A 23,075-nucleotide genomic window follows, 5' to 3' on the forward strand; every position below is an offset into this window, starting at 1 on the left:
ACAGGTACCGTTTAGTGTTTAAAGGTTGAAGATTGCACAGTGTTGGGTTTGAAGCAATAGCGTCTATACTGATAAATCAGTCAGTTGCCTGACATCCCATTGTAGTAGCCTGACGTTTACGTCAGGAACGGTATCTCACCTGACATGAATGTCAGGCTACTACAGTGTCAGGATACAAAATTATTTACGGAGGCCATAAAATGAAATACTTAAGCTTAACAAGTGTGGTAATCATTGGCCTGGCGGGAATAAGCAGTGCGCCGGCTAAAAGCGATGACCACAAAAACAGTGGACTGGCTAAAGCGGAAATTCAGGAGTGGCAGGTTCCCTGGGAGGACTCCCGGCCCCGTGACCCCTGGGTACATAATGACACTGTCTGGTTTGTGGGTCAGGGAAGTGATTACGCGGCAACATTTAACCCCGAAACCGAAGAGTTCAAACGCTACGATCTGCCCGATGGCGCTGGCCCGCATACCGTTATTGTTGATGATCGCGGGGGCTGGTATGCCGGCAACCTTATGAACCATATTGGCTTAATTAATCCGGCTTCAGGCGACATTAAAAAGTATGAATTACCCGGAGATGGGACGCGTGACAGCCACACAATGGATTTCACTAGCGATGATAATATTTGGTTTACGGTGCAGGGCGGTAACCAAATAGGCTTTCTGGAAACCGATGACGGTGAAATAGAGCTTTGGGATGTTCCCACAGATTCGGCCCGGCCTTACGGTTTAATTGTCGAGAACGACAAACCTTGGGCTACGCTCTTTGGTACCAATAAATTAGCGACTGTTGAAAACGGTAAGCTGCAGGAAATTGAGCTTGAACGAAAAGACAATCGTCCACGTCGGCTTGGTATGACTGACGACGGTACCATCTGGTATGTTGATTATAATAAAGGTTATGTGGGTAGCTACGACCCGGCTAGCGGAGAGAATAAAGACTGGCGGGCACCAGCTAAAGAAAATTCACGGCCTTATGGTATGGCTGTGGATAAACGTAATGACGTCTGGTTCGTTGAAACCGGTGTGCAGCCGAACCGGCTAGTGGGCTTCGATACCGAAACCCACGAGTTTTCAGAGCCAATTGAGCTGGAGAGTGGCGGCGGTACGGTTCGTCATATGTTCTATGATGAAAATACCGATTCCATTTGGTTCGGCACCGACGCCAACACCTTGGGAGTGGTTCGTCTTCAGTAGTCAGGTTACATAGGCAGAACTTCTAATACGGCAACGTAAGAGCCCTGGCGTTTGCTAGCCGGGGCTTCGCCGTTGTCGTCAGCGTATTCTGCTTCTAACCAGTACATGCCAGGCTCATCCAGAGTGAAGGTGACTTCGCCTTTCTCGTTAGTCGTTAACTTGGTTGGTTGTACCTGGTCACGATAACGCTCACCACCTTTTACTAAGACAATTTCAGTTCCGGCGGCTGCAGCACCGTTAATATTAAATTTAAAGGTAATGTTTTCACCGGTGTATAAATCGTTCGGGTGGGTTACTGGTTCAAGTTCCAGACCGCTACCTGTCGGACCCAGGGTGTCATAAGTTGGCGCACCAGAGGTAACAAAGGTTTCAACACGACGTGAGCGTTCACTAACTTCCAACTCTTTAGCGTCCTGAGGAACTTCTTTGTAGAAGTCTTCATTGGTTTTTTGCGCACCACGTGGCGGCCAATACTGACGTTCACCTCCGTCATCCACCCAGCGTGCGGATAAACCTGAGCTGGCTGAATAAATGGTGTAAGTACCTTGTTTTTCCAGTTCAATATCAAATACCGAGCGATACTTACCTTTATGCCCATTTTCTAGGGTCACAGCAGAGCCGTCTGGCGCCATGGCTTTGACGTTATCTAAACCTAGCGGGTAGTGATCTGGATAAAAAATGCCATTGGCGATGGCGGCATCAAAAGTTACCCACTCCGAGTCGCCGGAAACAACGGTGGCGCTGGGTTTAATCCAGACCCGGTGAGCTTCACTGCTGGTGCTGGCAAATAAGGTCAGCACAGCCAGGCTGGTAGTAAGTACAGAAGATAATTTCATGATTAAGGCTCCAGTTTTAATGACACTCGGCCAAGCTCGTGCTCGCCGGTCTCTGAGATGGATATTGGGCTATCGATAGGTAAAGACAATGGCAGGCGCAGCATTTCACGACCGCCAACTTCGCGTGCGGCTTCTACATACAAGTAGTACTGGCCGGGCTCAAGGTCAGGTAGTTTGGTTAATAACGGCGTTAAGTCCACCTTGTGAGTGCCGGGGCGGCGAGTTGCACCCGATACACCGTCGATAGGCATATCGGCCATGCGGCCGCTACGACGCCACCACTGGCGCATGTCTTTAAGCCACTTTTCGCCTTCGTTATCTTTTAAATTAACGTCGTACCAGACCGCAATATCAGCTACCCGTTGGTTGCGTTCATCTGCCAGCCATACCGCCAGGTAAGGTGCGTGGTATTCAGCCACTGACAGGCGGGGAATTTCGACATTAAGCTCGTTTTCAGCAGCATGTGCTGACCCCATAACAGCGAACAAAGGAATGATGAAGCCAGCCAGAACCAGTGGCCAGGTGGACTTGCGTCCCTTACTGTATTTTTTCAAAAGTAATAACCCCGTAATTGTGAATAAAATGCTGGCAACGGCAAATACGTCAATGAAAAGGCTCCAGAGAAAACCGGTGTTGCGGGCTTTGTGGAGGTCATTGAAGTAGGCAATCCAGCCGCGATCGGTGGTTTCAGAGTAAAAAGCACCACTGGTTAAATCGACGCTGAACCAGCTGTCCCCGCCAGGGCGAGGCATGGCGACGTACAATTCGTAGTCACTCCATTCGATTTCGGCATTTGAACTGATGCTGTTTTGCGTCTTATCTTCGTACCAGCGGTGGAAAAAAGTTGGTAGAGCGTCAGTCCCTGAAGCATTCGCCAACCGGTCCAATTCCGTTTGTGGGAGAGAGCTTTCGTGGCTTTCGACGCTGGGTGCGGATTCTATCCAGCCAGCATGGTTCAGTGTTATGCCGGTGACTGAAAACAACAACATGCCAATGAGGCAAACGGCAGAGCTTATCCAATGCCAGTCTTTTAAAGACCACCCTCTGCGGCCACCCGAGCGTCGAGCCATTCACTTTTCTTCCTTTACAAACAACAGTGAATGTATCTTATATAAAAACCGTTCTCATTTGCAATACTTAATGATAAAAATTCTCATTTAGATTTAGTTTTTTTATGTTATTATGCGCACAAAATCGCCAATGAGGAATTGTTATGAGAAGTATCATTGCGGAAAAAGTGACTCAGGTACGCCACTGGAACGATACCCTGTTTAGCTTTAGAACCACACGTCAGCCAAGCTTTACCTTTGAGAATGGTCAGTTTGTAATGATGGGACTGCAACTGGAAGATAAGCCTCTGCTCAGGGCTTACAGCATTGCCAGTGCAAACCACGAAGAAGAGCTTGAGTTCTTCAGTATTAAAGTGCCGGACGGCGCTTTAACTTCACGCCTGCAACATATTAAGGTGGGTGACGAAGTGGTGTTGTCGACACGCCCTACCGGGACGTTAGTACCCGGGCACTTACTGCCAGGAAAAAACTTGTATTTGCTCAGTACCGGCACCGGTTTAGCGCCTTTTATGAGCGTTATTAAAGACCCTGACATTTACGAACAGTACGATAAAGTCATTTTGGTTCACGGTGTGCGCTGGGTTTCTGAGTTGGCGTACCAAAAAGAAATCTCTGAGATTCTGCCAAACAACGAATACTTTGGTGATTGGGTGCGGGAAAAACTCATTTATTACCCGACAGTTACCCGCGAGCCATTCCGTGATGAAGCGCATCAGCAACGTATTACCGATTTGCTGGAGTCTGGTACCTTAACTAAAACCATTGGTATGCCAGATTTGAACCCTGAACACGATCGCTTTATGTTGTGCGGTAATGACGCTATGCTTCAAGATCTTATGGTTATTCTCAATGAACGAGGTTTTAGTAAAGCAACGTCACGTAAGCAAGGCAGCTACGTGATTGAGCAGGCCTTCATTGAGAAATAAAGAGCATTGAGAAGTAGAGAGTATTGAAAAATAAGCAGGTGTATGACCCAGGAGCAAAGTAAAAAAGCACTAGTGGTAGAAGGTGGCGCCATGCGCGGTATCTTCGCCGCTGGTGTGCTGGACGGTTTCCTTGAAACCGGACAAACCGACTTTGATTTTGCAGTTGGGGTGTCGGCAGGTTCAACAAACCTGATTGGTTTTCTTGCCGGCGACCACGGACGTAACCGTAAAATTCTTTTGCAGCATGCGCTACAACCAGAGTTTTTGAACTGGCGACGCTTTTTAAAGGGCGGACACTTTTGCGATGTAAGCTGGCTTTGGCACGCTTCGTTTGAACAAGTGCCACTGAATACCCGCCATTACCTTGAGCAGAACCGCCCTTTATACGTTGTAACGACCAACGTCGATACCGGGTTTCCGGTGTATACCAGGGTAACAGCCGACAACTTACACGAGCTATTCCCTGCTTCCTGCGCTATTCCGCTGGCTTATCGTGAGTTTCCGGCCGTTGGTGGAGCGCCTATGACTGATGGCGGGCTGGGTGACTCTATTCCGGTAATTAAAGCTTATGAAATGGGTGCGCGGGATATAACCGTTATTTTGTCCCGGCCGCGAGGCTTCCGAAAGAAGATAAGACCCTTACCTAAGTTTACCAAGCGCTTTTTTAAACACCATCCCGCCTTATTTGACGCAGTCGCCAGACGTTCAGAAGTTTACAATGACGCTATTAACTTTATTGATAACCCTCCTGCGGACTGTAAAATGACCGTTCTGGCTCCGCCGGAGGATTTCCCGGTAGGGCGTTTCACTCAGGATAAAAAGCTGCTGGAGCAAGGTTATGAAATGGGAAGAGCCGCCGCATTGGCAACAACTGCTGCGTGATGTCCGTGCGTGTACCCTATGTGAACCAGAGCTGCCGCTTGGTGCCCGCCCGGTTGTTCAGTTGCACCCTAAAGCCAGAATTCTAGTTGCCGGACAAGCTCCCGGAAAGCGCGTTCATGTCTCAGGTAAACCCTTCGATGATCCCAGTGGCGACAGGCTTCGTCAGTGGATGGGAATTGATAAAGACACTTTTTATAATGCCGAAGAGCTGGCGATTATTCCTATGGGTTTTTGTTATCCGGGTACCGGTAAGTCCGGTGACTTGCCTCCCCGTAAGGAGTGCGCGCCCACCTGGCGCGAGCAGTTACTGCAACAGCTACCCAATTTAGAATTAACACTGGCTATTGGTCAGTACGCGCAACAGTGGCATTTGCAGGAACCTAAGCGAAGCCTGACAGAACGTGTCAGAGACTGGCGAAGTTACTGGCCGCAGTTATTACCATTACCTCACCCTAGTCCCCGAAACAATATCTGGATGAAGCGTAACCCCTGGTTCGAAGCTGAGGTTATTCCGGAATTAAGACAAAGAGTGAAAGAACTGCTTTGACTTTTACAGGGCAAGTCGATAATTTTAGAGGCTTAACTTAAACGCGGCGGGCACGGATAACCCTGATGAAATTACGACAATGGCGAATCTGGCACCGCTGGTTATCTCTTCTTTTTGGCCTGCAGTTAGTGGTCTGGAGCATTAGTGGCGCCTATATGGTGTTCTTTGATTTAAGCTTCATTCACGGCGACCAACTGGTGAAAAAGCTTGAACAACCTATAGCAGAGAACACGTTAGTTTCGCCGGTAAGTTGGGTGTTAGAGCAACATCCGGAAGCCACGTCGGTGCGGCTTATGCGCCAGTGGATAGACGGCTCGCTGCAGACGGTTTATCGTGTTGAAAGCCAAACCAGTACGCAATTGCTGAGTGCCGAATCTTTGGAGCCGATAACACTTGATCGCATGGATATTGGCTATATTGCCCGCCAACACTACACCGGTAATGAAGAGACAAAAGCCCAGGTTAGCTATATTGAAGACCGGGCGCCTGGTGAACTTAACCCCGCTTTGTTACCCGTATGGCGAGTAGATTTTAATGATTTGGCCGGTGCTACCTTATATTTCTCGGCGACAACCGGGGAGCTCGTGACCAAACGGCATAACTTCTGGCGGTTGTTCGACTTTTTTTGGATGCTTCACATAATGGATTACCAAGACCGAGTGGATATTGAAACCTGGTGGTTAAAGGCATTTAGCATCGCAAATATACTTTTTGTAATAACTGGTATGGCTCTGCTTTACTTTCATTTCCGGCCGCGCAGAAGAAGCAGGCGAGCTCCATGAGGTTTATGCGTAAGCTGCATCGCTGGCTGAGTTTGGTCATTTTTATACAAGTGCTTATCTGGCTGGTCAGTGGCCTGTACTTCGGCTGGGTGGGTCACCAGAGTCTGGCTGCTCATGACTACTTTCAAAGCATTCCGAAAGCTCCGGTAGGGGCTGTTTTTTACCCTGAAAACGCCTTAATTGAACGTTTTGATAACGTTAAAAGTGTGGAAGTACGCTCAATTTCGGAAACGGCTCAGTACCTTGTTCTGACAATTGATGGCTCCAGACATTATGTGAATGCTCAGACTGGAGAGCGCTGGCAAACCTCTGCGCCGCTGGCCGCAAAACTGGCACGCCAAAGCTATAACGGGCCAGGCTCGGTTAAAGAAGTACAGGCCGTAATGGGCAGTGAGGGAATTATTGACTGGAACAAGCCCGGTTATAGAGTCATTTTTACCGACGATATTCGTACGCGTGTGTATGTTGACGCTGCCTCCGGTGAAGTGGTCAATCACCGCAATAACAATTGGTGGCTAAGTGACTGGATGTTCCGTTTACACTTTATGGATTACAGTGGTGAACGCGACTTTAACAGCTTACTGAATATTATTGCCGCTACCATCGCGTTATGGTTTAGTTTGTCAGGCTTAATTTTACTCGGTCGCAGCTTAAAACACCGGCAGTTACTCTAAAGCTGCCGGTTACCACCAGCGCCCGGCTCTACGACAATAGCTTTTGTAAGTTTCACCAAAAGTTTCGGTTAAAATACGTTCTTCCGGCAGAATTTGAAAGCGGTGCATATAGGCGAAATACAACGCCAGCCCCCATAAAGAAAAGACACTTCCCAGAAAAACACCCCAGGCCATAAGCAAAAAGAAAAAGCCTAAATACATTGGGTTACGTGTTCTTTGGTATATTCCGGTAGTGACAAGTTCGGTGCTTTTGTTCGGAGCGCGTGGGTCTACAGTGGTTTGTGCTCTGCGAAAACCAATAACGCCAAGCAAGGGCAGCAAGACTCCTAATACCAATAGAAAAATAGCAGCGGCGCGCTGGCCGACATAAAATTGGTTAAAGACCTGCGTATAGTGAGCCGTTAACCACATTAAACCGGCGACTATGGCAACAACCAGCAAAGGTGGTATTTTGAGTTCAAGTGATTTCATGGCAAAGTGGCGCCCCTTTTAGCGAAGACAAGAAATATGACGACCGATACCCATCAGATTATTGAGCAAACCCGGCACTGGGTGCAACAGTTGATTGTAAAGTACAACATCTGCCCTTTTGCACGCCGTGAAGTTGAGCGCAAGAGTATTCGCTATAGTGTAGCCGAAAATCGCAAGCCACAAGTTGTTTTACAGCAGTTGCTGGATGAAGCTAAACACCTGGATACCACACCTGAAACCGAGACCACGCTGCTTATTCTGCCGTCGGGGTTTGAAGGGTTTTACGAATTTCTGAATCTGGTTGATGTCGCCGATGCTTCGCTTATTGAGGAAGGCTATGAAGGTGTATACCAGCTGGCGCATTTTCACCCCGACTACTGCTTTGAGGGAGAGTCCCAGGATGATCCGGCAAATTATACCAACCGTGCTCCGTATCCAACTTTACATTTACTGCGTGAGGCCAGTATTGAAAAGGCTCTGGAGAACTATGACGACCCTGAATCGATTCCTGAACGCAATATCGAATTTGCCCGACGTAAAGGCGCTGGATTTTTTAAAGCAATCTTGACAGTCTAGAGTGCGAGTTGTTGCTACACTATTAGTAATATCACATTAATTAGCGTTGCTTGCTCTGTCGAACCATAAAGTGATGAGGCGTCATGACAAAACATCATATTACTCATAGAATTATTGAACAGCTACCAACTATGGTGGCTTATGTCGACAGAGACAGGCTTTTTCGCTATGTAAATACGTCGTATGCGGCGTTCTTTGACCTGACCCCAAAGGAAATGCTTGGCAAGCCGTTAACCGACGTACTGAGCGAAGAGTCTTATCAACGTATAAAGCCCAATCATGATCATATTTTTGCCACCGGCGAGAAAATGGAGTTTTCAGATTCTGTCACTTTTCGCAACGGACATAAGTGCTTCTTAGATATTCGCTACCTTCCTGAAATTGATGAGCAAGACAATGTCATTGGTATCTATGTGCTTATTGAAGATGTCAGTGACTATTATGCGTCGGTTGATGTTATGCGCACGATTCATGAAGTTATCCATAAGCGTGGACGGCGCATTGACCCTGCTTCTATTGATGAGCTGTTAAAAGTGGGGGTTGAATATTTAGGTGTTGATATAGGAACTGCCAGCTCCATTCAAAACGGCACTTATACCATTGAGTGGGTGCAAACCGCGAAAATGGACTTTTCGGCCGGAACGCAGCTGCCGCTGGCAACCACCTATTGTTCCGTTGTGCTTGAGGCTAACCATCTAATTTATACCAATGACGCGTCAAAAGACTCACGCTTTAAAGAGCACGCGAGTTATCAAACTTATGGTTTGGAGACTTATATAGGTACGCCACTTATTATTAATGATCAGGTATGGGGGATTTTGGGTTTCGCCCGTAAAAGCAAAAGAGCAGAGCCTTTTACTGAGCTGGAAATTGAAATGGTGCGAATGATGGGCACCGCACTGGAGACTGTTATTGCGGAACAGAAAGTTCGCTCCGATTTAATCCGCCAGCGCGACGATATGGCACTAATTGCCTACACCGATGCGCTAACCGGATTAAAAAATCGCTCAGCTGGTATGGAAATACTTGAACAGAGCCTGGTTCGGCAACATGGAGGGCAGGGTTTTGTTGTCTCAGTTATTGACTTTGACCACTTTAAAACCATTAACGATACCTATGGCCACGATATTGGTGACAAAGTATTAATTGCAGGCTCTGAAGCTATGTCAGCGGCGGTTCGTAGCAGCGACAGTGTAGTTAGAGTGGGTGGCGAAGAATTTATGGTGGTACTTGCCTATGCTGACCATGAAAGTGCCGTACAGGTACTGGAAAGGGTGCGGGCGGCCGTTGAGGAAACGGTAGTTACCTTAGATTCAGGTGAAATCATTAATCCGACGGTAAGTGTCGGTGCGTCAGAAAGCCGCCCTGATGATGATGTTTCCAGTATCTACAGAAGAGCGGATCAGGCGCTGTATAAGGCTAAGCGAGAAGGTCGCAACCGTGTTGTCTGGGCCAGTGAAAGCGATGTTTAAACTTATTATGAAAATAACTTGGTAAATGGTTTGACTCCCAGTGTAATAAGCGTAGACTCCATCGGGTCGGATAGATAGAAAGACAGTTAGTTAAAAGACTCCACTTCGTTGACCTATTATTATTAATACCATCGTCCTGTAGTTCTAAGTTCTTATTATTACCCGCATCATCGGCCTAAATGGCCACATACTTAAAAGTTACAGGAAGATATATTATGTCTGATAAAATTACTGGTTCAGTAAAATGGTTTAACGAAGCAAAAGGCTTCGGTTTCATCGAACGTGAAAACGGCGCAGACGTTTTCGCACATTTCAGTGCTATTGCTAGCGAAGGTTTCAAAACCTTAACTGAAGGCCAGCGCGTTGAGTTCGCAGTAACTCAAGGCCCTAAAGGTCCTCAGGCTGAGAACATCGTAGCGCTGTAATTACGCGCCTCGAAGTCTAAAAGGGCAACCCTCGGGTTGCCTTTTTTTGTGCCTGTAAATCGGTGTAAGTTAGCGATCTAAACTAAGCTTTTATTACGTAAGCTCAGACACGAAACACTCATGGAGGTCGATGATGAAAGTAGCAGTTATAGGCGCAAACGGAAAAATTGGTCAGCATTTAGTTGAACAGATGCAACACGCAAAAAAACATGAAGTGATTGCGGTGGTACGCAAGGAAGAGCAGCAAAAAGCCTGGGAAGACCGCGGAGTTACGGCCAAATTAGCTGATTTAGAAGGCTCCGTCTCAAAATTGGAAGAACTGCTTCAGGGCGTTGATGCTGTGGTATTTACCGCAGGCTCAGGTGGAAGCTCCGGTGACGATAAAACCTTATTAGTCGACTTAGACGGTGCAGTGAAAACAATGGAAGCGGCTGAATCTGTGGGCGTAAAACGTTTTGTTATGGTCAGTGCCTGGCAGTCGAACAACCGTGAGAACTGGGCTGAAGCCCTGCTTCCTTACTATGCCGCCAAGCATTATGCCGATCGCGAGTTAATGCGCACCAAACTTAACTGGACCATTGTGCGTCCGGGAGCATTAACCGACGAAGAAGCAACCGGCAAAGTGGTTGTTGGTGAATCGTTGGCACCAGGTTCAGTGCCACGCGAAGATGTCGCCAGTGTTTTACGCCGGTGTCTGGATGAAACCGGTACCGAACTCAGAGCTTTTGACTTAATGTCGGGTGACAGTGAAGTAGAGCATTCACTGCAGTCGATGAAAGAAATGGCTTAGCACTTCAATAGTCCGTTCAGTTTTCGCCGGTATGTTGTCTTTAATAGGCAACACGGCGTGTACGCTGTACGGACTGCCTTCCCATTCTGGCAACAAACGCAGTAAACGCCCACTCTCAATGTAATGCTTAATTTCCGGCTCCGGAAGTAGTGCATAGCCAACACCATCTAGCGTCAACTGGACTACCGTCTGCATGTTGTTCAGCAGCACTTTTGGCTTGGGGAAATCCTTATTGGGTAAGCTGGGTATGTGGCCAATAAAACAACCTTCGGGTAAGTCTTCAAAGCTTTTTATCGGGTTCTTAGCCGCAGGGTGTTCAGCAGCAATACAGGGAACCATGTGCCAGTCAGCCAAATGTCTGGCGTATAATGTTGAATCGGCCAGCGGACCAATGCGAATAGCCAGATCTGCCCCCGCGGTAATGAGGTCAATAGGCTCGTCGGTCATATGCAGTTGAAAGCTTACGTTAGTAAACTCTTGCTGCAGCTGCTTTAAGGGCTCGCTTAACAAGCCTCCGCCAAAACCCACGGGCGCAATAATTTTTATTTGCCCTTGCGGCTGATTCGTTAATTGATCCCAGCGTTCCTGGTTTTTAGCTGCAATAGACAACATGTCGAGGCACGATTGATAAAAAACCTGACCGGCTTCGGTAAGTGAAAGCGAACGTGTATTACGGTGAAAAAGCGAAATTCCGTTATCGTTCTCCAGTCGCTGCAACTGCTGGCTAATAGCGGACACTGTCATATGCAGTTCATTTGCAGCGGCACTCATGCTGTTGAGTTCTACCGTACGGGTAAAGGCTTTTAATGATCGAATCATTTTCGGATTCATGTTTTAAGTCCTGCTAAAGAAGCTTTCAATATTTTTGAAATTGCTGATTCCATAGTACCAGTTAAAATCGCTAATGAAAATAATTCGCATTTATATTTCATTAGGGGATGAACATGAATTGCAGTATCAGCGGCTTAAAATTGAGCATTCTAGCATTAACTGTAGCATCAGCTGTAGGCGTTGCTCAGGCGCAGGAACAGGAAAAGCCAAAAAGAAAACATCATAAGCACAAAGATATGGAAGTTATGGTGGTAACGGCGTCAGGTGTTGCTCAGCAGTTGAAAGAAGCTCCAGCTTCAATCTCCGTTATTGACAGAAAAGACCTTTCTCAGCGTTTTTATAAAGACTTAACCGACGCCATGACCGACGCCCCGGGCGTTATTGTGACCGGCGGCGGTGACCGTCAGGATATTAGCCTGCGCGGTATGGGTGCCGACTACACATTGATTTTGGTAGATGGTCAGCGTCAGAGCTCGCGCGAAACCCGCCCAAACAGTGACGGCCCCGGCGTTGAAGGAGCCTGGACACCACCACTGGCGTCAATTGACCGCATAGAGGTTATTCGGGGGCCTATGTCATCACTTTACGGTTCAGACGCAATAGGCGGCGTTATCAATATTATTACCCGTAAAACGCCGGAAGAATGGCGATCGGAAATTCGCGTTGATGGCACCCTGCAGGAACGTTCAGAGTCAGGCAATAGCTACCAGACTAACTTGTTCACCTCCGGCTCGCTAATTAAAGACACTTTGGGTATTCAACTGTCGGCCGGTTATACGCGTCGCCTGGAAGATGAAATTGTTTCTGGCTACCGGGATAAAACCGCAGAAGATGCCGATTTAAAACTGGCTTACACGCCAAACCGCGATCATGAAATTTTGTTTGAAGTAGGTACCGCTCAGCAAAGTATCGACGCTTCTGTCGGTAAAACCATTGAGCCGCTGGCACCGGGCGAAGAATGCGGTCGCCGTGGATGCCCCGAGTCATCAACTACCGAATACGATAATACCAGCGTGTCCATTGCTCATAATGGCCAGTGGGGCCTGGTGGGCGCCCGCAGTTATTTAAAGCGCGATGAGTATGAAAACAAAGCGCGCCTGATGACCATTACCAATACCGACTTTCAGAGTCACTGGAACGTACCGCTGCTTGAAGAAAGCTCAATGAACCTTGGGGTGGCTTATCAAAAAGAAGAGTTGGAAGATTTAACCAGTAACCAAATAAGTGACAGAAGCCGTATTGAAGGCTCACAATGGTCAGCCTTTGCAGAAACCGCCTGGCCGATATTCAATGACTTTAACCTGACGACCGGCGTTCGTTACGATGACGACGACATTTTTGGTGGGCACTGGAGCCCGCGTGTTTACGGTGTGTATACATTAAGCCGTGCGACCACTATTAAAGGTGGTGTTTCTACCGGGTTCCGTGCGCCAAGCCTGCGTGAAACAACGGCTGACTGGGGACAGGTTAGCCGCGGTGGTAATGTTTACGGTAACCCGGATTTAGAAGCTGAAACTTCGACCAACTACGAGTTAGGAATATACACAGACTGGGGACGTCGCAGCTCAACCTCAATTACCGTGTTCTACAATGAGTTTGATGACAAAATTACCCGGGTCGATTGCCCTGAAACGGTCTGTGACGCAGGCCCCAACCAATTTGGCTCTATGCCGACTACCCGGATTAACATTGATGAAGCTGTTACTCGAGGTATTGAAATGACCTTAAGCACTCATTTCAGCCGGGAGTGGTCATTGAAAGGAAACTACACCTACACCGACTCTGAGCAGAAATCGGGTGAATATAAAGGTGAGCCATTAAACCAGCTACCTAAGCACTTAGTGCAAACCTCACTGAACTGGAAACCCAGTAAGCGGTGGAACAGTTGGTTGCGTGTGCATTATCGTGGTGAAGAGAGCCAACCGACAACCGGACCTTCACAGGGCTCTCTGGTCGCACCGTCTTACACACTGGCGGATTTTGGTGTGAACTACTTTGTTACGCGTGACGTGAAGCTGGCTGCGGGAGTTTACAATTTATTCGATAAGGAAATTGGCGTGGAAGAGTACGGCTATGTTGAAGACGGCCGACGCTTATGGTTGTCAGCCGCCTATAGTTTTTAAACCCTTATAGAATGTTGTTTAAGGCTATACCGATACCAAAACGAGTCTGTTTGTGATTGTAATCAATCAGGCTCTCTCCGTAACCGGTGAAAATTGAGGTATAGCCGATAAACTTCCCGCCAATAGGAAATGTCCAGTTAAGCTCCGCCGACCCTCTGCCGGTATCCACAGCATGGCGAAGCCTGAGAATGTACTCGAAGTCACCATCGTTATAGGCGGTGGTGAATTCATAGTCACCCACGTAGTCGGTAATATTCGGGTTGTCGTCACCACTCGATTGCATGGGGTCTGTCTTTGGGTCTTCCTGAAACCGTAACCAGGGCTTCAGTGAGAAAACGAAGCGGCCTTTTTCTACCACAAATTGCATATAACCGCGGTTCCAGCTTCGTGACAGTGGCTGGCTGCGCCCATTAGACAAATGCTCTAAACCAAAAACTAACGCCGTATTGGTACCAAAAGGATGCCAACCGGTTGAAGTGGCGTAGAAAAGCTCGGGCATGTAGTTGGTTTCGCGGAAAGGCTTAGAAATATTACTGGAATACACTTGCCACCAGGACTGCACGGTTAAACCAAAAAACAGTTGGTCGTCTTCAAACAGCAGACTTTCCTTGTTAAAAGGTATTTTAAAACTGATTTGGAATTTAGCCTCGTAGTCTTCCAGATTCTCTTCGTAACCTTCGACATCTGCATATTGCAGACGGTTAATACTATTAGTGGTAATAACGGGCAATAAATAGTTACGACGGTGTGGAGTTAATACATAAGGGTCAAACTGGGTAACTTGCTCGCTTTTCATGCGGCTGGTTAAAGCACCGGGGTCTTCAACCGCATCGACTTTCACTATATCTTCGTCACTCTCAACTGACCGCAACTGTTCTTCGCAGGTAGAGCGAATATCCGCAATGGTTGCGTCAGCCTTCGTGTTGTTCATTTCATCCAGCAGACATTGCTGCATATCAGACAGTTCTTGCGCCTGGACATTAACCGCTGCTAGTGCGGTAACTCCCGATGCAATTATCCAGATCCATTTTTTCATAAGCGCAAGCTTCCTTTATTGAGATTCCTTGTACTATAGCGTAAGAGGGGTGTTTAGATCACACGTTTACAAAATAGGGCCAGAAGAAAAACTTCTGACCCTGCTGACATTATCAGTTAAAAGTTATGAACAACGGATAAACTAGCCGTACGACCGCGTAGGTTGTACTGGGTCATATCGTATCCGTAGGCCCCACCAGCTGGATCAAACGGCGGCTTCTCGTCAAACAGATTGCTGATGTTCAAGGTCAGTTGAGTATCACCGAAACCCTGATAAACCAATTGTGAATCAACCTGCCAGTAGCTATCAACCTTTTCATCTAAGCCCGGGTTGCTGCTTTGCGTGGCCACCTGCTGTTTATAGCTGCTGGTGTAATTAAGGCTAACGCCCCATTGCCAGTCACTAACAAGCCAGCGCAACTGGTTGTTACCTTTCCACTTGGGCAGTGCGCCTAAAATATTACTGCCAGCACCGTCAGTAGGTTCCTGACCTGCTACTAACGCCTGCTCGTACTCTAAAAGCCGTGACCAGGTACTCTGAAACTGAAGCGTCGAGTTGCTTAGCTGCACCTGGTAGTTTGCATCAATATCAAAGCCGCGGGTAGAGCGGGTGCCCTGGTTCTTATATTGGTTACTGATAATTTGCAGTCGCCCGGCGTCGTCACGCTGAATGCGGTCTGCGTACTGGTCTTCATTATTGATAATGAACTGCGCGTTGTCGGGGGCAATAATATCGTCCTGCTCAATTTCGAATACATCTACAGCTATGCTGGCGCCTGTTTGCGGCGACCAGATAATACCGGCATTGAGGTTGGTTGAGCGTTCGGCGTCGAGGTCTGAGTTACCCGTACGCACTTGTGTGAAACCGCGGCGCACGCCCGGATCAATAGGGTCATTCGGGTCAATAACCGAGCCATAACTGATGGTGTTGCTCTCTGCGATTTCCGGAAGCGATGGCGCACGAAAACCGCGTGACCAGGAACCGCGCAGCAACCAGTCGTCGCCTAATACATAGTGGAACGCCACCTTAGGTGACCAGGCTGAGCCAAAATCGTCATAATGATCATAGCGGCCGGCAAGGTTTACGTTTAGGTTTTCCACAACAGGAACGTCCAGCTCAACAAAGCCCGCCGCAACTTGTCGCTTCCCTTTAACCAGGTTGATTGCGGGACGTAGTTCGGTCCCCGATAACACCTCCGGTGAGGTTCCCGCGTCCATTTCTTCTTCCCGCCAGTCGACCCCAAAGGCAACGCTTAGCGGCCCGTTATCCAGCTCTTTTAAAATGGTGCTGGCATTGGCGTTAATACTGTTTAGCTCATAAAACCCCGGACGCCGCGTATCAATGCGCAATGCATCAATGGTTTCAGCGTCGTTATTGCCGTTAAAGAAGTCATATTCGCCACTGGCCAGCACATCCTCAAAAGTGTAGCGGTTAATAAAATTATCAACGTACTCGCGCTGGCGGCTTTGTGAGTTCAGCACATTGACCGACCAGTCCCAGTCTAAGCCCCGATAGTTCACACCGGCCAGAAAGCGGTGAAAGTCCTGTTTATTGGCTTTTACGCGTTCGCCCACATCAAAAAAGGTGTATTCAAAAGGTAAGGGTTGCGAGCCCGGGTTGTCCGGATGCCCGACCGGTAATTCCACTGGAATATCGACTAAACTGCCGGTTTCCTGATTGTAAGCCCGCAGTCCGGCACCGACGCTTAACGGCGCGCCAAACACATGGCTTGAACGGTTATTGCTGTACAGAAAGTCGCTGTAGGCCTGTATATCGTCGGTGAGCTGCAAAGTGCCCTGCAATGAAAACTGGTGCCGTTCAACTTCCGGCTGCAACGTGTTGTATGGCTGAGCGTTAAAGGCACACACCTGCCCGTCTGCCCCGGGGGTGAAATCGCTTCGGTCTCTTTTTTCAGACAGGCCCGGGCAGTTCTCAAAAGCCTGAGGGTTCTGCGGATCGCTTAAATAATTACCGCCCTGCGACGACCAACCAGCCAGGCGCCCGCCGGGTTTGTCGCGAAAGTCACCGGAACGGGTAAAGTCGCGGTCGTCGGCATTTAGCCGCTCGCGGGTCAGATAGTCGTAGCTGAATGTCAGGTTATAGCCGTCGTCTGCTATGTCGCCAAACCCGCTGATAACGCCCGCACTGTATTGCGTTAATGAACCTTCGCTGGCACCACCAACTCCCGCACGAAATTGCGTGCTTTGTACGTTGTTGCGCAAAATAATGTTGATAACCCCGGCAATAGCGTCCGAACCATAGACCGCGGACGCACCGTCTTTTAGTACCTCTATGCGCTCCACCGCGCCTAAAGGTAAGGCATTTAAGTCAACGAAGGTGTCCTGAGTGCCCAGCGCAAAACCGTAGTTAGAGACCCGCTGACCATTCACCAGAATAAGCGTGTTTTTAGGGCTTAAGCCGCGCAAACCAACCGACGCCGACCCCGCCGAAAAGCTGCTGGTGTATTGCTCGTCGTAACTGTTACCGGTATTCACCGTTAAGTCACGCAGCAAATCCGTAAGTGTAATTTCACCACTGGCGGCTATGTCGCTGGCATCAATAATTTGCAACGGCGTGGCGTCTTCATTCTGGGCCCGTTTAATGTAGGAACCCGTGACACTAATGCGTTCCAACTCGGAGCTAGCATCATTGGCTAACAGAGCTGGGGATGCCGATGCAGCGATAAGCCCAGCGGCAACAGTTGATAACGTAAAGAACTTTGATTTCATTAAATACCTCACAAAATGAACGAATAAGCCATTTAGACGTCTAAACGGCTATTTAGCATAAGCGAGATGAGTGGTGGAGGTAAAGGGAAAATTGTTGTTTAGGGGGGAAGTGTGATTTTTAGAGGCTTATCCCGCTTGAATTAGATGCCTTCACGTTGTTGTAAGTTTTTCGTTATATTCACGTTAAAAAAATCGATAATTATGAAGAAACATTGTTGATTTATTGTTGCTATTATTGTTATCTTTATTCTAACAAACGGCTAGAAGTAATAGATAATGAGTAACGAAGGGCTTTTCCGAAACAGCGCCATAAAAGCACAAGCGAATAAATTGGACGGTGATGTAATAGTCGCTCAACCAGTTAGTACTACTGTACTCACCTCCTGCCTATTAGCTGCTGTAGCTATCGCTATTGTTTTTTTGGCGAGCTCTTCTTTTAATCGTAAAGAAACAGTTTCTGGTTTTTTGCAGCCTGACTCAGGTATCTCAAAGATTGCTGCTCCTCGAAATGGAGTGATTAGCGCTATTTATGTGAACGACGGAGAGCTCGTCAAGAAGGGGCAGCCGTTAATATTGTTAAAAACACCCGAATATCTTGCTGGTGGAGAAAGTTTAAGCGAGTTGATTTCAGGTAACTTGATTGAGCAAGTTGAAATTCTAAATAATCGAGCAGCTCAAACACGTCGTCAATCAGACTCCCAAAAACAGGAACTTGAACAGCGAATAAAATATCACACGGCTCAACTACGTGATATGCAAGAACAACAGGATTTGCTGCAGGAACGTCTAGATCTTAATAAAGCACGCCTTACAGATATGAGCACCTTAAGTGATAGTGGCTTACTAGCTACTGATGAAGTGAGGCAGCAACAAGAGCTTATTTTGAATGCTCGTCAACAACTTGCTGAATTAAGGGTTACTCAGCAGTCGCACGAATCACAACTGGAACAATTAAGTGGCGAACTGGCGAGACTGCCCGACGAAACAGATCAGCAACTTAGTGTCATTAATTCGGAAATTACTCGGCTTGAACAGCAGCAACTAGAGCTAGGCGCTCGTAGCGAAATTCTGATTACCGCCCCAGTTGGTGGTGTTGTAACAAATTTAATCGCTGAAGTGGGCCAACAAGTACAGCCGGCAGGCTCATTAGTAACGGTTTTACCGAATAATACCGAATTAAAGGCGATGTTATTAATTCCTACCAGAGCCTATGGTTTTATAAAGCCTGGGCAAAATACCAAGATTCGTTTCGACGCTTTTCCGCATCAGCGTTTTGGTCTATTTGATGGGAAAATATCCAGAACGTCTAAATCTATTGTTTTACCGAACGAAATTGATATGCCGGTCACTGTTCAAGAGCCAGTGTACAGAGTAGAAGCAACACTGACCGCGCAAGAGATCCGCGCTTACGGAGAGTCCATGCCACTGCAGGCAGGGATGCTACTAAGTGCTGATGTGGTGCTTGAGCAACGCAGCATTTTGGCTTGGTTGTTTGAGCCTTTGTTGAGCCTGAAAGGGCGTATTTAAACTCTATAAAGGTACTTTTTATGAAAGAACTAAAATCTGAGAATCTAAACCAAGTTTCTGGTGGTCATCCTCTTGCTTGGGGTCTTGCTAGTGCATACATATATCAGCAAGCTGGAGGCGCGGAAGGTATTAATCGTTACCTATCTAACTCTGCTGCGTCAGCTGGTGCCTCATTTAGATATTGGGGGCGTAAGATTTCGCGTCTTTTCTAAATAAAATAGCTGCGCCCCTATTCTTTCAGGGGCGCATTACAACTCTTGAACTCAATATATGGATAGAATAAATTACCGTTATGATGTTTTTGATTTTTAATGAAAATTTGTAATAAGGGTTCTTATTTTTATCCCACCTTAAACGACTTTTCTTAATATAACGTATCCTATGCTTTAATTATAGCTGGTGAAATTAGTTCGTCTTTTTGTTTGAAGAGATAAAACATAATTTTTAGGTACGGTAATTTTAGCAATACTCTGAATTCAGGAACTTGAAGTGGATAATATATATCAGTCCGAAGCCGCAGAGTGCGGGCTAGCCAGTATCGCGATGGTATCTAACTACTATGGCCACAAAGTTGATCTTCAAACTCTACGAAGTCGTTATTCAGTTTCATTAACGGGCGCAAACCTGCAGCAGATAATGGACCTAGGCGAACAACTAGGGTTAGCTGGTCGGGCTCTGAAGCTTGAGCTTGATGAATTGCACAAATTATCTTTACCCTGCATTCTTCACTGGGATATGAACCACTTTGTGGTGCTGAAAAAAGTTAGCCGTAAATCTATTACTATTCTCGATCCTGCACGGGGTGAACGAAAAGTTTCTTTGGCGGATGCTGATAAATCCTTTACCGGCATTGCCCTTGAATTAACACCAACAAGTGACTTTAAAAAGCAGGATGATCGAGTTCGGCTGAAACTAAGTTCTTTCTGGACTAGAGCCAAAGGCCTGGTGCCTTCCTTAGTCAAACTGTTTATTCTGTCGTTGTTACTGCAAATTTTTATGTTGGCGGCACCTTACTACACTCAGACGGTTGTGGATGAGGTTATTGTTAGTTATGACCAGCCGCTACTAGTTGTACTTGCACTTGGTTTCGGTCTGCTAGTGCTTATGCGGGTGGTAACCAATGCTTTGAGAGGCTGGGTTGTGCTCCATCTGGGCGCTGTGATGAGCGTACAGATGGGGGTGAATCTGTTTAGGCATTTGATTCATCTACCTTTAAGTTATTTTGAAAAGCGCCATATGGGTGACGTAGTTTCCCGTTTTGGTTCGTTAAATCAAGTCAGAGAATTATTTACCAATAACCTAATAGAAAGCATTATCGATGGTCTGATGGCGATCGTGGTTCTGGTAGTAATGTTTCTATATAGCTCAACTTTGGCTTTCGTCGTTATCGGTGTAACCCTCATTTATGCATTGTCACGGGCCTTGTTATACCGTCCTCTGCAGGCTCGTAATGAAGCAGCCATTATGGCCGAAGCAAAAGAGCAAAGTAACTTCATGGAAACCGTGCGCGGCATGCAGACTATTAAACTGTTTGGGCACCAGGTTCCTCGCTTAAATCTTTGGCAAAACCGCTATGCAGATACAGTCAATGAAACTTACCGTTTAGGCCAGTGGGAGGTTTCATATCAAACTATCAATCAACTCTTATTTGGCATAGAGAACATAGTAGTTGTTTATCTTGCTGCGTTGTATGTTATGGAAGGTGATCTCACTGTAGGTATGCTTTTTGCCTTCATGTCCTATAAAGGCCAGTTTACTGAACGCATGGCGGGACTTATTGACCGTTTGGTCGAAGTTAAAATGGTTCGACTTCATTTAGACCGCTTGTCGGACATTGCTTTGACAGATAAAGAAGATGAAGGTGCGAGTGCTTATCATCGTGAAATAGAAGGTACTTTAAAGCTCGATAAGATTAGTTTTCGCTATGCAATGAACGACCCGATGCTATTTGATGGGCTAGAGCTTAGTGTGGAAAAAGGCGAGTCTGTTGCGATTATAGGCCCATCGGGTAATGGTAAAACAACGCTCATGAAAATTATGTTGGGTCTTTTGCAGCCAAGTAGCGGCAAAATTGAAGTTGATGGTGTTGATATTACTCACATAGGGCTTCGTAATTATCGCCAGCAGATTGCAGCGGTGATGCAGGATGATCAACTCATGTCGGGATCTATCGCCGAGAATATTAGCTTTTTCGATACCAAACTTGATATGGAGCGAGTGGTTAACTGCGCGCAAATGGCGGGTATTCATCAGGACATATCCTCGATGCAGATGGGCTACAATGCGCTAATAGGTGATATGGGAAGTACATTGTCCGGCGGCCAGAAGCAGCGGGTACTGCTTGCTCGTGCGTTATATAGACGACCTAAAATCTTGTTCATGGATGAGGCGACAAGCCATTTGGATGTCCAGCTAGAGCATCATGTGAACCATGCGATTAAGCAACAAAACATGACACGCATTATTATCGCTCACAGGCCAGAGACCATTCTAAACGCTGATCGTATTATCCAGCTGCATGGCGGACGATTGGAGGATATAACTGAAGAGTATAAAGCTCAGTTCACCCACTAATCATGTAGTGAGCGAATAATATCGATAAACATCAAAGCTGATCCTGTCATGAAGAGCCACACACCGACCGTTGCATAGCTCGCGAAAGTGGGTAGAAATAACATACTTCCAAAAAAGAACGACAAGCTAGCCAAGATCCCTAATGTGTTTTTCTGAAGGCGCTGTAAGAATGTTGCTTTCATACTACGCCCCATTATTTTATGTCGGGTTGGAAACGGAAACTCACCGCAATACGGTTCCAGCTATTTATCTGTACTATGACCGTGGTCAATTCAATTAACCCACTTTCTCCAAAAGCATCCAGTGCCGACTGAAAGACAGCATCTGTGATTTCTACATGGTTGACTAGCGTTAGTGCTTCAGTCCAGGCCAACGCAGCTCGCTCTTTTGCGGTAAAACACGATAATTCTTTCCAGGCCGGAAGCACATCTAATCTTGACTGGAGTTCATCATCAGCTCGGGCTTCATCGGCATGCATTTTCTGACAAAACCCACAGTGGTTTAGTTGTGATGCGCGCAGTCTGACGAGATGCAGAAGTTGCGGAGACAGATTTACTGATTCCGGTACATCACCTAATGCGGTTAAATGAGTCACCAGGCGCGGGCATTGTTTATAAAGTGAAGATTGTGAAATTCGGTGTTGCATAATGTCCTCCAAAGATTAACTCCGGATACTTTAGGAACATTCGTTAGCTATCAATTGGAGATTTGCGACATTTTTCTTAGTCGGTATTGAAGTGGCGTTTCCAGAGTTTGCTCACGGAAAGCATTCGTAAAGTGAGCTTGATCGAAGTAGCCACAGGCAAGAGCAATGTCGCTGAGACTGTCTGGCGTCATAATCAAATATTGTCGGGCGGCTCGGATTTGAGCAAAGCCGTGCAGCTGATTTGGCGTAAAACCTAAGTATTTGCGCAACTGCCTTTCCAGTGTCCGTCGACTAAAACCGCTTTGTAACGCCAGTTGCTGAGGCGGTATTAAATCAGCGGACGCATGAGCCAATAAAGTCGACCACTTTCGATTCGGTTCTTGAGCACGATAACTCAGCGTCAGTAACCAGTTCTGCACAGCCTGTACTTGCTGGTCTACCGATAGAGTGGGCAGCATGTTCATTAATGGCTGTAAACTGAGTTGTTGAGAAAAAGGTGTGTCGAGTAACTCTATTTCGATGTTCTGCGAAGCATCGATGTCCAGCCCCAGTAGTGCTTTGGCGCCTCCGGGACGAAATCGTACGCTAATGTGCCTTGTTGATATATCCCAACGGTGAGTAACGACTTGAGTATGGTGAAAATAACGTGCATTGATCCGAGTATTACGTATTTCAAAAGTTAAACTGGACCCGGCATCGGGGTAGAGTTTTTCTTCAACATGGCGCGAATTGTTCTTCGAGTTGTTAGTAACCCACAAGCACTGAATCCAGTTGGAGAGGCCTGGAAACGGCGGAATCATTTCTAACCCAATATTAGAGAAGCTGGCAGCAGGTATAATGTCAAATTTGTTGTGTGACATGCTGATGACCTTCGAAGTGTACGTGAATAAATAATAACCGATTGGAACAAATAGCCCAAGTAGACAGCAACTGCTGGCAATTACCGAATAGCTTTA

23 protein-coding genes are annotated in these 23,075 nt (G+C 47.0%); 14 read left to right on the forward strand and 9 right to left on the reverse strand.

All coding sequences use genetic code 11. The annotated features are described in order from the left end of the window. Positions 1-200 precede the first annotated feature (200 nt). The gene (locus tag ACN0TF_RS07945; RefSeq protein WP_417441489.1) at positions 201-1,202 is read left to right on the forward strand and encodes a lyase; all 1,002 of its coding nucleotides are present in this window, start codon (positions 201-203) and stop codon (positions 1,200-1,202) included. Positions 1,203-1,207: 5 nt separating this feature from the next. On the opposite strand, the gene ACN0TF_RS07950 is transcribed toward ACN0TF_RS07945, so the two are convergent. Both ACN0TF_RS07950 and ACN0TF_RS07955 read right to left on the reverse strand, forming a co-directional pair. Then, entirely contained in the window at positions 1,208-2,038 is an 831-nt protein-coding gene (locus tag ACN0TF_RS07950; RefSeq protein ID WP_417441490.1) for a DUF4198 domain-containing protein, read from the reverse strand. A gap of 2 nt (positions 2,039-2,040) precedes the next feature. Next, positions 2,041-3,108, reverse strand: coding sequence for a PepSY-associated TM helix domain-containing protein (locus ACN0TF_RS07955; protein ID WP_417441491.1), 1,068 nt, complete (start codon positions 3,106-3,108; stop codon positions 2,041-2,043). Positions 3,109-3,251: 143 nt separating this feature from the next. Between ACN0TF_RS07955 and ACN0TF_RS07960 the strand changes: the two genes are divergently transcribed. From ACN0TF_RS07960 to ACN0TF_RS07980, 5 genes are all read left to right on the forward strand, one after another. Continuing rightward, a complete protein-coding gene (locus ACN0TF_RS07960) occupies positions 3,252-4,034 on the forward strand; it encodes a ferredoxin--NADP reductase (RefSeq protein WP_253618489.1) in 783 nt (260 codons plus the stop codon). A 42-nt stretch (positions 4,035-4,076) separates the two neighbouring features. Then, positions 4,077-4,916, forward strand: a complete 840-nt coding sequence (locus ACN0TF_RS07965; protein ID WP_417441492.1) for a patatin-like phospholipase family protein — start codon at positions 4,077-4,079, stop codon at positions 4,914-4,916. Continuing rightward, a complete protein-coding gene (locus ACN0TF_RS07970; protein ID WP_417441493.1) occupies positions 4,873-5,463 on the forward strand; it encodes a uracil-DNA glycosylase family protein in 591 nt (196 codons plus the stop codon). Before ACN0TF_RS07965 ends, ACN0TF_RS07970 begins: the two co-directional genes overlap by 44 nt. A 65-nt stretch (positions 5,464-5,528) precedes the next feature. Continuing rightward, positions 5,529-6,245, forward strand: coding sequence for a PepSY domain-containing protein (locus tag ACN0TF_RS07975; RefSeq protein ID WP_417441494.1), 717 nt, complete (start codon positions 5,529-5,531; stop codon positions 6,243-6,245). A 5-nt stretch (positions 6,246-6,250) separates the two neighbouring features. Continuing rightward, positions 6,251-6,919, forward strand: a complete 669-nt coding sequence (locus ACN0TF_RS07980) for a PepSY domain-containing protein (protein ID WP_417441495.1) — start codon at positions 6,251-6,253, stop codon at positions 6,917-6,919. 9 nt (positions 6,920-6,928) lie between these two features. On the opposite strand, the gene ACN0TF_RS07985 is transcribed toward ACN0TF_RS07980, so the two are convergent. Beyond that, the gene (locus ACN0TF_RS07985; protein WP_417441496.1) at positions 6,929-7,390 is read right to left on the reverse strand and encodes a methyltransferase family protein; all 462 of its coding nucleotides are present in this window, start codon (positions 7,388-7,390) and stop codon (positions 6,929-6,931) included. Between the two features lie 36 nt (positions 7,391-7,426). On the opposite strand from ACN0TF_RS07985, the gene ACN0TF_RS07990 reads away from it, so the two are divergent. The 4 genes from ACN0TF_RS07990 (at position 7,427) to ACN0TF_RS08005 (ending at position 10,653) form a co-directional block, all read left to right on the forward strand. Then, complete coding sequence (locus tag ACN0TF_RS07990) at positions 7,427-7,966, forward strand: DUF1415 domain-containing protein (protein WP_417441497.1); 540 nt, start codon at positions 7,427-7,429, stop codon at positions 7,964-7,966. Positions 7,967-8,049: 83 nt separating this feature from the next. After that, positions 8,050-9,438 (forward strand): diguanylate cyclase, encoded by a 1,389-nt coding sequence (locus tag ACN0TF_RS07995; protein WP_417441498.1) that lies wholly within the window; start codon positions 8,050-8,052, stop codon positions 9,436-9,438. 215 nt (positions 9,439-9,653) lie between these two features. Continuing rightward, entirely contained in the window at positions 9,654-9,863 is a 210-nt protein-coding gene (locus ACN0TF_RS08000) for a cold-shock protein (protein ID WP_417441499.1), read from the forward strand. Positions 9,864-9,993: 130 nt separating this feature from the next. Further along, a complete protein-coding gene (locus ACN0TF_RS08005; RefSeq protein WP_417441500.1) occupies positions 9,994-10,653 on the forward strand; it encodes an SDR family oxidoreductase in 660 nt (219 codons plus the stop codon). On the opposite strand, the gene ACN0TF_RS08010 is transcribed toward ACN0TF_RS08005, so the two are convergent. After that, positions 10,624-11,484: a LysR family transcriptional regulator gene (locus tag ACN0TF_RS08010; RefSeq protein ID WP_417441501.1), complete on the reverse strand. Its 861-nt coding sequence runs from the start codon at positions 11,482-11,484 to the stop codon at positions 10,624-10,626. The genes ACN0TF_RS08005 and ACN0TF_RS08010 overlap by 30 nt on opposite strands. A gap of 113 nt (positions 11,485-11,597) precedes the next feature. On the opposite strand from ACN0TF_RS08010, the gene ACN0TF_RS08015 reads away from it, so the two are divergent. Next, on the forward strand, positions 11,598-13,607 hold the full coding sequence (locus tag ACN0TF_RS08015; RefSeq protein WP_417441502.1) for a ligand-gated channel protein: 2,010 nt from the start codon (positions 11,598-11,600) through the stop codon (positions 13,605-13,607). A gap of 4 nt (positions 13,608-13,611) precedes the next feature. Here the strand turns inward: ACN0TF_RS08015 and ACN0TF_RS08020 are convergent, their stop codons facing one another. Together ACN0TF_RS08020 and ACN0TF_RS08025 are read right to left on the reverse strand one after the other, a co-directional pair. Continuing rightward, complete coding sequence (locus ACN0TF_RS08020; protein ID WP_417441503.1) at positions 13,612-14,643, reverse strand: phospholipase A; 1,032 nt, start codon at positions 14,641-14,643, stop codon at positions 13,612-13,614. A gap of 116 nt (positions 14,644-14,759) precedes the next feature. Further along, entirely contained in the window at positions 14,760-17,372 is a 2,613-nt protein-coding gene (locus ACN0TF_RS08025; protein WP_417441504.1) for a TonB-dependent receptor plug domain-containing protein, read from the reverse strand. A gap of 276 nt (positions 17,373-17,648) precedes the next feature. Between ACN0TF_RS08025 and ACN0TF_RS08030 the strand changes: the two genes are divergently transcribed. The 3 genes from ACN0TF_RS08030 (at position 17,649) to ACN0TF_RS08040 (ending at position 21,473) form a co-directional block, all read left to right on the forward strand. After that, entirely contained in the window at positions 17,649-18,899 is a 1,251-nt protein-coding gene (locus ACN0TF_RS08030) for an HlyD family secretion protein (protein WP_417441505.1), read from the forward strand. Between the two features lie 20 nt (positions 18,900-18,919). Further along, positions 18,920-19,111 (forward strand): hypothetical protein, encoded by a 192-nt coding sequence (locus ACN0TF_RS08035; protein WP_417441506.1) that lies wholly within the window; start codon positions 18,920-18,922, stop codon positions 19,109-19,111. A 277-nt stretch (positions 19,112-19,388) separates the two neighbouring features. Continuing rightward, entirely contained in the window at positions 19,389-21,473 is a 2,085-nt protein-coding gene (locus ACN0TF_RS08040; RefSeq protein ID WP_417441507.1) for a peptidase domain-containing ABC transporter, read from the forward strand. On the opposite strand, the gene ACN0TF_RS08045 is transcribed toward ACN0TF_RS08040, so the two are convergent. Genes ACN0TF_RS08045 through ACN0TF_RS08055 form a run of 3 tightly spaced genes read right to left on the reverse strand, consistent with a single transcriptional unit; the run spans position 21,470 to position 22,979 of the window. Continuing rightward, on the reverse strand, positions 21,470-21,667 hold the full coding sequence (locus tag ACN0TF_RS08045; protein ID WP_417441508.1) for a YrhK family protein: 198 nt from the start codon (positions 21,665-21,667) through the stop codon (positions 21,470-21,472). The genes ACN0TF_RS08040 and ACN0TF_RS08045 overlap by 4 nt on opposite strands. Beyond that, positions 21,667-22,119 carry a carboxymuconolactone decarboxylase family protein gene (locus ACN0TF_RS08050; RefSeq protein WP_417441509.1) on the reverse strand — a complete coding sequence of 151 codons (453 nt, stop codon included), beginning with the start codon at positions 22,117-22,119 and terminating at the stop codon, positions 21,667-21,669. Before ACN0TF_RS08050 ends, ACN0TF_RS08045 begins: the two co-directional genes overlap by 1 nt. 50 nt (positions 22,120-22,169) lie before the next feature. Further along, a complete protein-coding gene (locus tag ACN0TF_RS08055; RefSeq protein ID WP_417441510.1) occupies positions 22,170-22,979 on the reverse strand; it encodes a helix-turn-helix domain-containing protein in 810 nt (269 codons plus the stop codon). Positions 22,980-23,075 lie beyond the last annotated feature (96 nt).

The sequence above is a fragment of the Idiomarina sp. genome, assembly GCF_048265525.1.
GTDB lineage: Bacteria > Pseudomonadota > Gammaproteobacteria > Enterobacterales > Alteromonadaceae > Idiomarina.